Annotated in this window: 11 protein-coding genes; all 11 read right to left on the bottom strand. The window is 29.9% G+C overall.

Translation table 4 applies throughout. The features are described from left to right. Nucleotides 1–127 precede the first annotated feature (127 nt). Nucleotides 128–1,333, bottom strand: a complete 1,206-nt coding sequence (dcm, locus tag KQ878_RS03440; protein ID WP_216567945.1) for a DNA (cytosine-5-)-methyltransferase — start codon at nucleotides 1,331–1,333, stop codon at nucleotides 128–130. 3 nt (nucleotides 1,334–1,336) lie between these two features. Continuing rightward, nucleotides 1,337–2,185, bottom strand: coding sequence for a hypothetical protein (locus tag KQ878_RS03435; RefSeq protein ID WP_216567944.1), 849 nt, complete (start codon nucleotides 2,183–2,185; stop codon nucleotides 1,337–1,339). A 217-nt stretch (nucleotides 2,186–2,402) separates the two neighbouring features. Continuing rightward, on the bottom strand, nucleotides 2,403–3,281 hold the full coding sequence (locus KQ878_RS03430; protein ID WP_216567943.1) for a GIY-YIG nuclease family protein: 879 nt from the start codon (nucleotides 3,279–3,281) through the stop codon (nucleotides 2,403–2,405). A gap of 1,075 nt (nucleotides 3,282–4,356) precedes the next feature. Beyond that, nucleotides 4,357–5,628: a hemolysin family protein gene (locus KQ878_RS03425; protein ID WP_216567942.1), complete on the bottom strand. Its 1,272-nt coding sequence runs from the start codon at nucleotides 5,626–5,628 to the stop codon at nucleotides 4,357–4,359. Further along, nucleotides 5,628–7,064, bottom strand: a complete 1,437-nt coding sequence (locus tag KQ878_RS03420; protein ID WP_216505650.1) for a replicative DNA helicase — start codon at nucleotides 7,062–7,064, stop codon at nucleotides 5,628–5,630. Before KQ878_RS03420 ends, KQ878_RS03425 begins: the two co-directional genes overlap by 1 nt. After that, nucleotides 7,054–7,509, bottom strand: coding sequence for a 50S ribosomal protein L9 (gene rplI / locus KQ878_RS03415; protein WP_216505651.1), 456 nt, complete (start codon nucleotides 7,507–7,509; stop codon nucleotides 7,054–7,056). The genes KQ878_RS03420 and rplI overlap by 11 nt, the downstream gene beginning before the upstream one ends. Then, nucleotides 7,509–9,467 carry a GGDEF domain-containing protein gene (locus tag KQ878_RS04455; protein WP_216567941.1) on the bottom strand — a complete coding sequence of 653 codons (1,959 nt, stop codon included), beginning with the start codon at nucleotides 9,465–9,467 and terminating at the stop codon, nucleotides 7,509–7,511. The genes rplI and KQ878_RS04455 overlap by 1 nt, the downstream gene beginning before the upstream one ends. Before the next feature lie 75 nt (nucleotides 9,468–9,542). Continuing rightward, the gene (uvrA, locus tag KQ878_RS03405) at nucleotides 9,543–12,368 is read right to left on the bottom strand and encodes an excinuclease ABC subunit UvrA (RefSeq protein ID WP_216567940.1); all 2,826 of its coding nucleotides are present in this window, start codon (nucleotides 12,366–12,368) and stop codon (nucleotides 9,543–9,545) included. Between the two features lie 11 nt (nucleotides 12,369–12,379). Next, the gene (gene uvrB, locus KQ878_RS03400) at nucleotides 12,380–14,365 is read right to left on the bottom strand and encodes an excinuclease ABC subunit UvrB (protein WP_216567939.1); all 1,986 of its coding nucleotides are present in this window, start codon (nucleotides 14,363–14,365) and stop codon (nucleotides 12,380–12,382) included. A gap of 179 nt (nucleotides 14,366–14,544) precedes the next feature. Further along, nucleotides 14,545–14,772 (bottom strand): DUF2188 domain-containing protein, encoded by a 228-nt coding sequence (locus KQ878_RS03395; protein ID WP_216505655.1) that lies wholly within the window; start codon nucleotides 14,770–14,772, stop codon nucleotides 14,545–14,547. A gap of 89 nt (nucleotides 14,773–14,861) precedes the next feature. Beyond that, nucleotides 14,862–16,100, bottom strand: coding sequence for a YitT family protein (locus KQ878_RS03390; RefSeq protein ID WP_216505656.1), 1,239 nt, complete (start codon nucleotides 16,098–16,100; stop codon nucleotides 14,862–14,864). Nucleotides 16,101–16,474 lie beyond the last annotated feature (374 nt).

The following is a 16,474-nucleotide window of genomic DNA, read 5'->3' as shown; positions in this document are numbered from 1 at the left end:
TAATAAAGCTGTTTACAGCAAAGCATTTATACACAAAATAAACAGAATTTCATTAAATTAAAAAAAATAACACCTTTATTGAGCAAAATGTTAATTTTTATTTTTCTATTATTTATTTAGATTATTGTTATGAATTTTTGAATATTTTTTTAATTGAATCACCTATTAATTCTATCAATCCGACAACTAAGGCATTTCCCATTAAAAAATAGCGAAATTTTTCAGTGTTTGCTTTAATTGTTCAATTATCAGGAAAACCATTAATTCTTTCTGCTTCAACCGGGGTTAAAGTTCTATATTTATTTGTTTGTGGATCAAGAATTATATGAGAAGTACGACTTACATTGGATTCAGTAGTTAACATAGTTCTGGCCGGTAAATCTAAATTATCTGGGAATGACATCGCCCCCTCGGAATAATAATATTCGTCACCATTTGGCTTAAATCTTAATATTTTTTTACTTGATTTAAAATATTTAAATTTTTCAACTTTTTCATCATCTAAATAATATTTATTATCAACATCAGATTCTAATATATCACGTAAAATTAGCTGTTTTCCTTTATAAACTGCCTTAACTCGCTGCGTGTAAATAGTGTCATTAATTAAAATTCCCGAATTTTGAAAATAATCGAAACTGAACTTATCAGAAACTTCATAAATATCTCCATAATCAGATAAACTAGTTGAATATACTTTACCTTCAGATACAGATTGGAAAGCATTATTCAAAACCGTATTAAAGTTCAAATAGTTTTCGCAATCATCTTGCGAAATATTTTCTTTATAAAAATCTAAATCTGTTCTGTACGCAACAATAAAGATTCTTTTTCTTTTTTGTGGGAATCCATAATCAGCTGCATTTACAACCCTTCATTCAACACAATATCCCAAATCTCTAAAACACTTAAGAATAATACCGAAATCCCTACCTCTTTGTTTCACGGGCATTTTAATTAATCTATCAACATTTTCCAGAAGAACTAATTTCGGTTTTTTAGTTTGGATGATATCTCTAATTTCCCATCATAAAACACCTTTTTTTCCAACGATGCCAGCAGCTTTATTGCCACTAGCAACACTATAATCTTGACAAGGAAAACCACCACACAGCAAATCATGGTCAGGGACATCATATTTTACTTCAGCGATATCAAAGTTAATACAATTAGCCTTGTTCTTAAAATTATCTACATAACAATTAAAAGCAGATTGGTTCTTTTTGGAAGGTTCTCACTGATTAGCTCAAATTGTATTAAAAAATTTGGGTGAAGACTTTTCAAGACCGATTCTGAATCCTCCAACACCAGCAAACAATTCGACTACTTTCATAATTTAATCACCTTTCTTTTTTATTATTCCTTCAGTAATTAATTCAATTTCATTTTGGGTGGGAACTGCTAACCCATTTCCTCTTTGAAACTTTTGCATTAATTCATAAAATTTGATTTTTTTATTTAAATAGCCAATAATTGATATATGGGTTTTAAAAGTATTTAATCTTCCATTATTTTCTTTTCAAGGCTCATTTTTGACGCTTTCTGCTCGATAAAAATATTTACAATCTTCGTTTTGGGCTAATAAATCGTTATATAGCAAATACGCCTCGAATGAAAAACCTCTTATGTGACCAATAGAATTATTTAGAGTTTCTCAAATTTTATTGTCAATATTTACTTTATACCAATCGAAATCAATGTATGCAACATTCTTAATTGAATTATTAATGACATCTATTGTTTCCACCTTCACTTTTTCATGAACTAAAATAGAATCATACAATAAGGCAGTTCTGTAAAATAAGGCTGCAATTTGAGCTAAAATACCGTGACTCTTATTTCTTAATAAATTTTCTAAATCATTTCATATTTCCGGGAAGGCCAAATCATCCATGGCTTCACCATTTAAATTCAAAAGTTTAGGTCTGAAATCTCAAGGTCTGGCTTTATCACCAGTAAATTTTGTTTCTTTTCCAGGATATTGAATGTATATTTTTTCATTCTCTAAAGTTTCATATAAAAGCAACCTACGCTCTAATTTTCCAAATTCTAAGCCGGTTTTATCTAATTGAGAAAACGAGTTAATATTAAATAATTTTCTGTTTTTAGTGATTTTAGATTTTATATTCGAAATGTACTCTTTTAAATAATCTATTATTAAATTTTTTTCATTGTCATTCATCATTGTTTTTACATTATACAAACAATCACAAACAATTCAAATGAATTAAAAAAGAAATACAAATACTCTAATAGTTAAGTAATTAAAGAGTTAATAAATTATTTATCATTAAATATGTTTATACGCTTTTAAATAATTTATTAATATAAGAAAAATAATTTTTTTCATTTTGTTACTAACAAACATTTTGATAAAATTTGTGTATTAACTATATTTTAAGTTATTCTAGTTCCTTCAATACTCTTCCGTCTGCATTCTTTCAATCAGTTTGACCATTAGTGTTCATTCCCAAAACAAAAGATGCAGCATAAGAGGGGCTATTAAAAAGATAATTTTTTGTAAGTTTACCATTTATTATCTCGTTATTTTTTCTACAATTTTCCCTAATTACCTTTATAGATTTAGGGATTGAATTAGAGTCAATAACCTCAATCATACTGTCTTTAAGCACGACAAATCCTTCATTTGTTCTAATGCATCTAGCCTCAATTATATTATTAGACTTTTTACTTTTTCTTGATAGATATAACATTAATTCCTGAGTTTCAATGATTGGCTTCTCTTCTTCCGCTTTTTTAACCAAAGGAACAAATACTTTATAACCTAAGACCCCAAGCACCATTTTCGAATAATAAATAAAATCCTCTAATTCAGATTCTTTTTCTTCTGTAACATTTCCAGGATTAGGATCATTACTGTTTTTAACATTTATTCTATCAGTTGAGATTGCCATATTAGTAAATCTATTTTCTAGATAACATATTTCAGTCGGCCCGAATGAATTATTTTGTGTTGTAAGCATTACTGCATCACTGAAGTAGAAGTCATCTTTTAAATGTTCAATTACTCTTAATAAGACACCTTCACCATTTTTTCTATTACCGGCTTGTCCAATATATACTGCGTCTTCGCAGGATTCATCTTTACCAAATAGAAAATAAACTCCACTTTGTTTCAAATCTTTTCTATCCCGGCACTTATCAAGATATGATCTTGGCACCTTATATACTAAACCAGTCCAATTTGCCAGTGTACATTTTATTGTTCCTGTAACATCTCCATCCATTAAATAGAGATTGAAATTTTTACTATTATTCATTAATTTTCCTTTCAAATTTATATTTTTATTAATTATACATTTAAACTAAAACAAATATCTAGTTACAGAAGCTAAAAATCATTTAATGAAATAAAAAAAGAAATATAAATACTCTAATATTTAAGCAATTAAAAGGTTAATAAATCATTTGAAAATTCACTTTTAGTTTTGATTAACTTAATTTAAACAAAAATAGTAATATAACAAACTTAATTTTTTTGTTCGAGATTCAAAGAAATGATTTAGTAAATAAATAGAGAAATTAACTAGAATTTTCGATAACTAATATCTTTTGTAGAAAATTTTGAAAAGAAGCGATAGTAAAAACTTAATTGAATAAATCATGAAATTCAAAAAATATGGTTCACTGTAAATATTAAGTGGATATTTATATTTTAAAATGAAAAATCTGCGTATCACACGCCCATTACAAAATCTGAAACAAATTTATCAAATAATTTTATTATCTATTAAGATTGCAGTTGTCAATATTCATCAATTGAATATGTAAATCTTATATCTGTTAAAATTGAATAGTTTCTTTTCCAGAATTGGAAATTCATTAGATAATAAAGAGAATATTTTTTGAGTGATAAAAATAGAAGTTTATCCTAATTTTCACAATAAAAAGAAAACTCTTATTTTCAATTAATTAAAAAACTAAATTATGAATGAATTAATTAATATAATAATTAATTTATAAAAATACATTTGTAATTAACTCGTAAATATCGAAACCATATATAAACAATAAAATTATTTTGGTCTAATTTTCATAGTTAATATTGATTAAATTAACGTATTTTTTATTAAGCACTATAATCAATAGTTTTTTCATGTTCTGATAAAACTAAATTACATAAGGTTAAATACAAGAAAAAAAGACTCAAAACAACTTTTCTCATATAAATAAATTTTGATGCTGCAATGTTTTAATTATTTCATTTCTTTATTAATGTCATGAGAAGTTGTTTATTTAGCATCAAACTTCTAACAATTATGTTTTCTTGTTGTACAGTCTGTTCTAGTTATATAAGCAGATAATATAAAAAAATATTGGGACTGCCCAATATTATTATATTTCCATTGTTGGTTCGATATTAACAGGCGCCTGTGTTCCGATTTCGATTTCGAAACGATAATGTTTTTGTTTGGTTGTCGGCGATGTTAACACTTTAAATGAGACACCATCTACTTCAAATTTGGTGTTTTTATTTAATTTTTCTGTGTGTTTGGTTTTTGCTCATTTTTCTAATGTTGAGTTCAATTCCATATCTGATAATTCTAATTCTAAATTCATTTGTTTTAGTACTTGTTTCATTTTAACACCACCAGAAACATGGAATAATTCAAGACTGATTTCGAAGAATTCGTTTAATTCATCCTCATCATATTCATCATATATTTCACCTACAATTTCTTCAAGAATATCCTCAATAGTGATTATTCCCAAGATTTCACTCGAAGACATATTATTTGTGACAAATGCCATTTGCGCCCGTTCAAATCTTAATCTCTCCAGTGCTGAAGCTAAGGTTGAATTAGCACTGATAGTTGGTACAGATTTCATATATGTTATGACTTTACCTTTTTTTAGGAAGAAGATATCCTTTAATAAAACAATACCTAGGAATTGACCATCTTTTTCAATTGGCAGTCTTGAATAGTTTGTCTTTTTAAACATTTCTTGCGCTTGCGCAATTGTTGCATTATACGGTAGATAAGACATATCTTTAATCTTAATATAATGTTTTCTAATTTTGGTTGTGTCTAAATCCAAAGCGTTTTGCGCCATGATGCTTTCATTAGCTTCTAAAACACCTTCAGTGTGAGCTACATCTAAAAGATTTTTAACATCTTGTTCAGTGTTTGTGATATAAATACTTTTACTAATCCTACCGATTAATCAACAAATTGGGAAAAATACTCAGTACAGTACTTCCAAAACATAACAGAATGTTTTAGCAACTTTTTCTGGATACGCTTTAGCAATTAATTTTGGTAATATTTCACCAATAATAACAATAATAGGGGTTAAAACAGCAGTTGAAATTAGGGCCGAATATTGCTCAACAGAAGCGTTTAAGTTTTTCGAAAGTAAGTATGAAACAGCTGCTGAAAGAGCAATATTAACTAAGTTATTACATATTAGAATTAAACCTAACATACGGTTAAAAAATTTATATTGTTTCTTGATTAATTTTGAACCAAATTCTTTTTTATCAATCATTGTTTCAAGTTTGCCCGGATTCAATGTTGAGTATGCAGTTTCACAACTGCTAAAAATTGAACTACAAAGTAGTAAGAATACTAATATTGGAATTAGTATGATACTGAGTCTATCCATTAATTATCACCTTCTATTTCTTTAAACTCATCGTAAAAATTTATGTCGGTAAATTTACCAATATGTGGTAAAAATCTTAGACCAATTTTACCCGTTTGGCCATTACGGTGTTTTGCTAAAATTAATTCAGTAACTTCACCGATATTTTTGCTTTCGTTTTCGACTTCTATATCTTTATTTTTTGAATTATAGTAGTTTTCACGGTATAAAAACATTACAATATCGGCATCATTTTCAATAGAACCCGATTCACGAAGGTCAGCTAGCATAGGTCTTTTGTCTTCACGCGTTTCGGTTTGACGGTTTAATTGAGACAATACTAAAATTGGTACATTTAACTCAAGGGATAGTGTTTTTAGACTTCTTGAGATTCTAGTAATTTCCAGTTGTCTATTTTCCCCACCACGACCTTTTGTAGTTGATGAAATTAATTGTAAATAGTCAACTACGATTAAATCAATTGGTTCTACTTTATGCAAACGACGACATTTTCATAAAAGAGTTTGCAGTTCGTTTTCGTAAGTATTATCAATAAAAAGATTTAAACGGTCAATCCAATTATTTTTAGTTGCATTAATTTTTAAAATCTCATCGTCAGTTAATAATTGTGGTTTTTTAAGTTTGTACTGATCCACACCAGACATAAATGAATAAATTCTACCCATTAGTTGTTTAGGGGACATTTCCAGACTGAAGAATGCAACACGACGATTGCGTTTAGTAACTTTATTTTTTGACCTAGCAACATTGACTGCAATATTTAATGCTAAGGCTGTTTTACCAATACCGGGTCTGGCAGCTAAAATCAGTAATTCCGATCCATGTAGACCTTGAGTGGCAACATCAATGTCTTTAAAGCCAGTTGGAATTCCCCTGATAGAGTTTGGGTCAGCATTTTTTAAAGTGTTTAACTCATCATAATATTCATCACTGACTGATTTCGCAGTTAAAAAGTCTTCACCATCTTTAGCTCGATCAACATCCATTAACAATTTTTGAATTTGGTTAATTAACGAATTTTCATCTAAATTATGGTCTAATCTGTTAAGTTGATTTTGCATTTCGCTAATTCTTGCTTGAATAGTTCTTAATTTCGTTAATTTGATTAATTCTTCTAAATAATTTTGGATATTAGAAGGCAAACCTGCCGAGGCATAAACTTCAGTTAATAGCATTGGTGTTACTAATGTTTCATTAGTTTTTTTAGCTAATTCAAGTATTTGTTGGTTGTTAATACTGATATTGTTTTTATACAAATGAGACAATACGATAAAAAGTCGTTTGTGTTCAACGACTGCAAAATCTTCTTCCAATAAGTAAGGAATAACATTGTCGGCGTATTTATTATCCGAAAGCACTACTCCTAAAATATTTTTCTCATACAGAACATTAATGTGAATTGAGTTACCGGACGAATTTTCTGGTTTATTTAACATTGACTTGTACCTCTACTTTAAATTTAGCTACAATATCCTTGTATAAAATTATATCAATTTCATGTAAACCGTTTGACACAATATGAACTTTTTGCACTGAATATTTATCAAGTTTGTAGCCTTTTTTAACTAAATCTCTGTTGATATCTTTAGTAGAAATTGATTTATGCACGATTAAATTTCCGTGGGCATCAATTAAAGCATCTAACTGGTAAGTTAATTTATCATTTTCTAATTGTTGCTTCAATTCAAGAGCCTTAGCACGAATTTCCATTTCGTCATTAGTCATATCTTTAAGACGTTTATCTAATTGGTATTTAGTTTTTTCGTTGTATGGAACCCCAAAACCTTTGGCAACCAAAAAGTTAGCCCCATAGCCATCTGATACTTCAATAATGGTATTAGCTTTACCATCTTTACAATCTTTTAATAGTATTATTTTCATTATTTCACACTCACAATCGCTTGTTTAATATTATCTATAAATGTTTCTAGGTCATCAGTAGAAACTGCTGCTGCTGCTGCAAAACCTCCACCACCACCGACACCTTCACAAATTATTTGAACATTTGTGTCAATGCCACGAGCTGATAATTTGTATTTATCGCCTTTTTCTTGTCGAGCTACAACAAAACTTGCTCTCCGGCCATCGATTCTTAAAATTTCTTCTGCCGTAATAGAAATTAAATCGTCTGACATTGGAACGTCAGCATATGCAAGGAAAAATCCTTCTTTCACTTCTTCCAACGATTCCAGCATTTTATTTACCTTGGCATAAGTTTCAGCATCTATTTTTAATGCATTAGCCGCTACTGTTGAATTCGCTCCTCTGGTTTCCAATCAACTTGCTGCCTCAAAAGTTTTAGATGTTGCGTGTTTTTGGAATTGTAATGTATCCAAACAAATTCCGTTTAATAACATTTGAGCAGTAATTAAATCAACAACCACTTTGCGTTTTGAAAAAATTAACATCTCGGTAACCAATTCACTGGCCGATGAAGCTGAAGTTGCAATAACTCTGTTTTCTTTTGGTGCAAAATCAATTGATAACTTCATTCTGTGATGATCTAAAATGAAGATATTTTCCGACTTGACATTTTTTATTGCTTCTGGATTGTCCGTACGTGTAGGATGAGCATTATCCACAAAGAAGACAATTGTATTCTCGTCAGAAATTTTATTTGCAACCTGAGGTTTAATAAAATTGTCTCCAATGTTTTCTCAATATTGTTGTAAGACTTTTTTAGTTGTAGAGTCTTGTGTGGCAGAACATATATATACTTGTTTACCATATGTTTTGCATAAAGCTAAAACCCCCATCGCTGAACCAATCGCATCTAAATCTGCCACGGCATGTCCATAGATAATTACCTTATCTAATTTTGGATTGAGTAATCTTTGTTCTACTAAACCAGTTAGGTTTCGAATTCTAGTTCTATCAACGCTAGGTAGAATTTCTGTTGTTGAACCAAAGTAAATTGGATGATCATATGGAGATAAAACAACAACTTGATCACCACCACGTCCTTGTGCCTGTAATAAGGCGCTTTTTGCTAAATCTATTTTAGTTTGATATTCATTGGCCCCATATGCAAAACCGGCTGAAACTGAAACTACAATGTTATTGTTATCGGTTTTAAGAACTTGGTGTAATTTATCAAAGAATTCGAACTTAGCCTCTATCATCTTATCTAGTGAAATTTTGTTTGTAACAAGTAAAAATTTCCCATTAGTATTGTATTGACGATAAATCAAATTATATGTTTGAACTAAATTGTCTAGAACTGTAATAACGCTTTTATTGAGGTTGTATAGCTGTTCCTCAGAAAGAATTGATTGATATAGTCAGTAATTATCAATTTCAAGTTCGCCGACTACTGCTTGTTCTTGACTGTAAATCTGCATGCTTCTTTTTTCAAGAGAATTATCTCTAATCGAAACATAGTTATTCAAAGGAAACACAGAAGCTACGTAATACGAGTTTTCGTGTTTAAATTCATATTCTCTTTTCTTTTCGGAAAAATTAACAAAAATCGATTCGAAAAATTTATGTAATTTTAAACCTACTAAATGTTTGCCAAAGCGAGTGCGAATAAACTCACTTGTTTGGATTATATTGCCGCTCATATCGTAAATTATTGTACCTACTTGATTATGAACCATTATTTCATCAACAAATTTACTATATGAAGATTTTATTGATGATTGGTTAGAAATAAAAGTTTTAATTGATAACACAATAAAAGTGCCAGTCAATACCGAGCCTAAAATCAGTAGCGATGTAAATATTGCTGATCAAACTTTTGCCACATCTAATCAAAGCATTATAAATGAGGCGACTACTAAAAATATTGTCATAATCGCAACCAAAATGTAAAGGATTAATTTTCTTTTTAAATTCATATTTAGAATTATATATAAAAATACAGAATATTTTCTCAGATATTGTTATAAATGCAATAAAAAAACGGAAATCCGTTATTTTAAGTATTTTTTTAAGTACTGGCCGGTAAAACTCTGTTCACATTGAGCAACTTGTTCAGGAGTGCCTGAAGCAACTATTTTGCCTCCATTGACACCACCCTCTGGCCCTAAATCAATGATGTAATCAGCACATTTAATGACATCTAAATTATGTTCAATAACAATAACTGTATCACTGCCATCAACAATTTTGTTTAAGACATCTAATAATTTTTTAACATCGTGTGGGTGCAAACCAGTTGTTGGTTCATCAAGTACATAGACAGTCTTTCCGGTTGGTTTTTTCTGTAAGTAAGTTGCCAATTTGACTCTTTGCGCCTCGCCTCCACTCAGTGTTGTTGAAGGCTGACCTAATTTAATATAACCCAGACCAATTGATTGAATTACTGCTAATTTTTCTTTAATTTTTGAACGATTTGCAAAGAAATCGTGAGCTTCATCAACACTCATATTCAATACATCTGATATGTTTTTTCCACGATATTTGATTTCAAGTGTTTCAAGTGTATAACGTTTGCCGTCACAGTCATCACAAGCAATATAAACGTCAGGAAGAAAATGCATTTCAATTTTTATTACACCATCTCCACTACATTTTTCACATCGTCCGCCCGGGACATTAAAACTAAAATTAGATTTTGTATAACCTCTTGATTTAGCTTCAGTAGTTGAAGCGAAAAGATCTCTAATATCATCGAAAACTGAAATATGTGTTGCCGGGGTTGAACGAGGAGTTCGCCCAATTGGGCTTTGAGAAATTGGAACAACTTTATCAATAGCTTGAATATTATTAATTGACTTAAATTTACCCAATTTATCGGTACTTTTATTGACAACTCTTTGTATTCCTTTTACGAAAATCTCATTTACTAATGTGCTTTTTCCCGATCCGCTCATACCTGTGACAGCAATAAATTTGCCAAGCGGAAATTTAACATCAATATCTTTAAGATTATTTTCCTTAGCACCATAAATTGTTACAACCTGACCATTTCCAGAACGACGAGATTTTGGTACATCAATAGAGAGTTTACCACTTAAATACTGTCCAGTCAGTGATTCTGGACAATTTTTAATATCTTCTAAGCTTCCTTGTGCAACAATATTTCCACCTTGTGCTCCCGCCAACGGTCCAATATCCACCAAATGTTCTGCAGCTCTAATGGTGTCTTCATCATGTTCTACAACAATTAAAGTGTTACCGATTTCGACCATGTTTTTCAATGTATTAATTAGTCTTTCATTATCTTTTTGATGAAGTCCAATCGATGGTTCATCTAGTACATATAAAACACCAGTCAAATTAGAACCGACTTGCGTTGCTAATTTAATACGTTGACTTTCGCCACCAGATAGTGTTTCAGCACTACGATTTAAACTTAAATAACTTAAACCTACATTTTGCAAAAATGTTAGTCTATTTATTAGCTCTGTAATAATCAGTGAAGAAATTTGAACTTCGGTATCCTGTAATTCGATGTTTTCAATTGTAAATAAGGCCTCTTCGATTGATTGTCTGGCAAAATCGTCAATGTTCATACCATTGATTTGTACAGCTAAAGCATATTTATTTAAACGTGAATAATTGCAACGTGAACATGGATATGAACCCATATATTTTTTTAATCAATCTCTCACTGCTTGAGATGCTGTTTCCATATATTTACGTTCCACAGTATTTAAAATACCTTCAATGCGTTTAGTTCTTCTTATTCGGTTTCCAGAAGTGGAAGTTAATACATATTCTAATTCTTCATCAGCACCGTATTTAATTATGTCTAATTCTTCTTTGGATAAATCCTCAATTGGGATTGTTTTATCAATTTGATAATGATCTAACAAAATATCAAATTCTTGTCATTCAAGATTTTGAGTATTAACTGTATTTTCATAAATCTTAATGCCACCTTCATTAATGCTTCTTCAAGGTTCAGGCACTAGCGCTTCGAAACTTGCTCGCAAATCAACGCCTAAGCCCTTACATTGATCACAAGCCCCGGCCGGTGAGTTAAAAGAGAATAATCTTGGCTCAATCTTCGGCATTTCAAAATCTTTGTAAAAACAGGAGTGTAATTTTGAAAAAACCTTACTGTAACCATCTGTTGATTCAACCTTAACTAATCCTTTTCCATAATCAGCGGCAACAGATATTGCTTCAGCAATTCTGGCTCTATTTTCTTCGGTTAAAACAACTCTATCAACCACAATATCAATATAATGTTTTGAATTTTTATCCAAATCAATTTTTTCATCAAGGTCATAAATTTGACCATCAATTTTTAGGCGTACAAAACCCTCTTTTTTAAGTTTTTCAATTAAATTTACATGAGTTCCTTTTTCGTTTTCCACGACTGGTGCCAAAATGAATAATTTTGAATCAGGATCTAATGAATAAATTGAATCTAAGATATCTTTATTAGTTTGCGAAGTTATCTCAATTTTGTGTTTTGGACAAAACGGTTTACCAATTCTTGCGAATAATAATCTTAAATAATCATAAATTTCAGTAACAGTACCAACTGTTGAACGAGGGTTATTGTGGGTAGTTTTTTGCTCAATAGCAATTGATGGACTAAGGCCATCAATTGCGTCTACATCAGGTTTATTAGTTCCTCCAAGAAATTGTCTAGCATAATTACTTAAACTATCAACATATCTTCTTCGACCTTCTTCATAAATTGTATTAAATGCTAAAGAAGATTTACCTGAACCCGATAAACCAGTAAAGACAATTAGTTTATTTTTTGGAAGCACTAAATTAACGTTTTTTAAATTGTTTTCTCTAGCACCTTTAATCGTAATGTTTTCTTTTGTTGACATAACCATCTCCTTTAATTACTATTTTCTAATTCGATAATAACATCTCTAATTTCAATAGCTTTTTCATAATCCAAATTTTTTGCTGCTTCGTTCATTTTTTCTCTTAATTCATTTATTAAATCAATTTTTGCTTGTTTTGAATTAACCTTACGTTTATTATCACTCAAGAAGAAACTTATTTCTTCGTCCTTAGCATCATCTAAAAGTGAGTCGGGAATATCTTTGATAATAGTTTTAGGCGTAATGTTATGCAATCTATTGTATTCAATTTGCAATTGGCGTTTTTCAAGATTATCATCAATAGTCTCTTGCATGCTTCTAGAAACTTTATCAGCATAAAACAAAACACGTCCATTAGCATTACGAGCAGCACGACCTGCAATTTGAATTAAGGACTTTGTATCACGCAAAAAACCTTCCTTATCAGCATCTAAAACAACAATTAAGCTAACCTCCGGTAAATCAATCCCCTCACGCAATAAATTAATACCAATTACTGTGTCGTAGACACCTCTTCTCAATTTTAAAAGAATCCTATTTCTTTCAAAAGTATTGTGTTCTGAGTGAATAAAAGCAACTTTTTCGTTTTTTTCAAGATAATGTCTTGTTAATTCTTCCGCTAATCTTTTGGTTGTTGTTAAGATTAATGTTCGCTCATTTTTTGATTTTTGTTTTTGTAGTTCGTCATAGATATCCTCAACTTGGTTTTGACTACTTCTAACTTCAATGATTGGGTCTAACAACCCTGTTGGACGAACATATAAACGAGTAATAACACCATATGTTTTATTTAATTCATATTCCTCAGGTGTGGCTGAAATATAAATCGTTTGAAAATCAAAACTGTTTTCGAATTCTTCGAATTTTAAAGGTCTGTTATCTAAAGCACTTGGCAATCTGAAACCATAATCAACAAGAGTTTGTTTACGGCTTCTATCGCCTAAATACATTGCTCTTAATTGAGGAAGCATCATATGGCTTTCATCAATTATTAATAATGGATTTTTATCAGCAAAATAATCGAGCAATGTATATGGTCGCTCCCCAGCCTCACGTTTATCGAAATATCTTGAATAATTTTCAATACCATTGCAAACACCAAATTCGCTCAATGAATCCATATCTTTTCTTGTGCGTTCATCTATTCTTTGTGCTTCCAATAATTTTCCATTTTTACTGAAATATTCAATTCTTTCCTCAAGTTCTTTTCCAATTTTTTCGACAACTTGTTTGGTTAATTCTGAACCTACAGTGTATGCGTCTCCGGGGAAAATTCTAAACTTTTTATAAGTCTCAAATATTTGTTTTGTAACAGGGTGACAGGTTGAAATCTTTTCTATCTCATCGCCAAAAAAATCAACTCTTATTAAAAATTCAAATGAGTGAGCAGGTCTAATAAAAACTATATCTCCTTTTGAACTAAAACTGCCTAATGTTAATTCAACTTCATTTCGATTATAGTTTTTTTGCACTAATTCCTTTAAAAAGTCATTTCTTTTATATTTGTCTCCAACCTGGATAAAGAATATTTGTTCGCGATATTCTGTTGGATTAAGAGCACCATAAATTGCTGATACCGAAGCAACAACAATTGTATTATTATTAGTTAAAAGAGAATTATACGCAGACATTCTCATTGCTTCAATTTCTTTATTAGTTTGAGAATTTTTTTCAATATATGAATCCGATGAAGGAATATACGCTTCTGGACGATAATAGTCAAAATAAGAAACAAAATATTCAACATTGTTTTCGGGAAAAAAACCTTTCAACTCACTATATAACTGGCTGGCTAAAGTCTTATTATGAGATAACACTAAAACGGGTCGATCAAAATTTTTAATTACATTAGCAATCGTAAAGGTTTTTCCGCTACCTGTGACGCCTTTTAAAACTTGGAATTTTTCGCCGCTATTAATATTATCAACTAATTCATTTATTGCTGATGGTTGATCACCTGCGGGTTTATACTTAGAGTGTAGTTTATAATTAGACATAAAACCTCTTTCATTTATTTAAATTTTATACGTAAATTAGAAATATTGTTATTTTTAATTATTAGTTTAATGTTAATAATTCTATTACGAACCTAATTTAACTTACGAATAATAAAAGCCAATAGAGCATTTCTATTGACTTTTACATGTTTAAAACGAATGTTAATTAAAATTGATAATTATTTTTTCTTTTTATTGCTAATACTGTCTCTAACTTGGCCAGTTTTTCTGTGAATAAGCACAGAACCATTACGTTTTTTTGTTAATTCGTTAGCATAAGCAATTGCTTCCTTTTGGGTATCAAATAATTTGGTTGGTCTTGTGTTGCCTACACCTTTTACTTGCCATTTGCCATTATAAGGAGTAACGTGGTAGACACTTGCTAATGATTTTTCATTTTCTGCCATATTTCCTCTTTCTATCTTTTTTTCTTTAACAATTTAATTTTAATAAAAATGTATAAATAAACTAATAAATAATAATAAATTACTGATTTTTAATTATTTAACGTTGTATTTTGATTAATATTTAGTTCTATGTCGCTTTTTTGACGTTTTTCTTTTGAACTAAATAATTTTTTGTGTTTTGTGTTTGCGGTGTAAACGTGTCCATCAACTTTTTTGACATCTAATACAGTCACGAAGGCATTTTCGTCAACGTTTCTGATCATATCTAATAATTGAGCAGCATCAATAAATAAACAGGTTGTTATCAAAATTTGTTGTTTTTGATTTGAATATCCACCACGCGCATCAACTATTGTTGTTGCGTATGTTTTGTCTTTACAATTAAGAATTGCTTGTTGTATTTCATTTACTTTTGAAGAAATAACTTCAACCCTTACTAATTGGAATTTAGGGAAGAATATGTTCAAAGTGATAGCATTTACCAAAATCATCAATACACCAGCTATAAAAGTTGGACTAAAGAAATTTTGCATTGCTCATGGACCTACATTAAAATTTTGATATTCATGTCCCGTTATTGCGTGACCTGCCGGAATATATGTACCAAACAAATTAGCAATAATTAAACATACAAGATGAATCAATAAAAATACTGAACCCATATCACGGAATTTTTTTTTGGACATATAGATAGCTACTATATCAAAACCTGCTGAAGACGATCCGGTTATTAATAACACAGCATTAAAAATAGCTTGCAAAATCCCAAACAACATAGCATAAAAGAATATTGAAAATTCTTTCAAATTTGCAGTATCTCAAATAATAATTTCAACATTTTTTAAAACATCTGCTCCATCTATTGCCGGTAACGAAGTATTGGGGTCAGAGAAAATAAATCAATGCTCAGCCCCAGGAATAGAAGCACATGCAAAACCACTAATTGTTGAGCTAGCTAAATAAGCAAAATTTAATAATGCAAATTTTTTATCTATTTTTTTGTAAGCAAAAACAAATAAGGGGACATTTCCGAGAAAGTTTACCAACCAAAAGAGAATATTAAACAAGGTCTTATCGGTATTAAATATTCTCGTAAAACGACCCAAAGCTTGAGCTAGTGCCCCCAATCCCATTTGGTATAAACCAGTGATTTGAATCATTGTGAATTCAATTACACCGAATATTAAACCAATTACGATTGACAAAGCAATTTGTCAACCTAGCTTATTGATTCTATATAACGTTGAAAAATGTAGAAATGATTGTTTAATTCTATTTCTTTTAATCTCTGTAACTCTTGTTACTTCTAGTTCGTTTGCTTTTTTCATAATCAGTTCTAATTATAATATACAAATATTTTTGTGCTACCAGTTATTTAATTTTTGTCCTTAACTAACAGTTTGTTTTTTACCAATTTACACATCTAACAATAAAAATCATGATTTAATAATAATTTATCATTATGACTAAACAAATAATATGTATTAACTATGTTCCTATTAAAAAAATAATAAACATTTATAATTAAAGTATGAGAAAAAACAAACTTAAAAAAAATATTATACTATCAATACACACAACTGCCGTTTTAGCCACAACGATGTTTTCCTCATCCTGTTTTAATAGCAAAAATAATGAATCCTTTAAACATCAAACACAAGGTCGTACTGGTAAACCTGATACTTCAAATATAACTCCATCA

The organism is Mycoplasma zalophidermidis, assembly GCF_018913985.1.
Classification (GTDB): domain Bacteria; phylum Bacillota_I; class Bacilli_A; order Mycoplasmatales; family Metamycoplasmataceae; genus Mycoplasmopsis; species Mycoplasmopsis zalophidermidis.
Note: the sequence above shows the minus strand (reverse complement) of the source record. Positions and strands in the feature narration are given on the sequence as shown.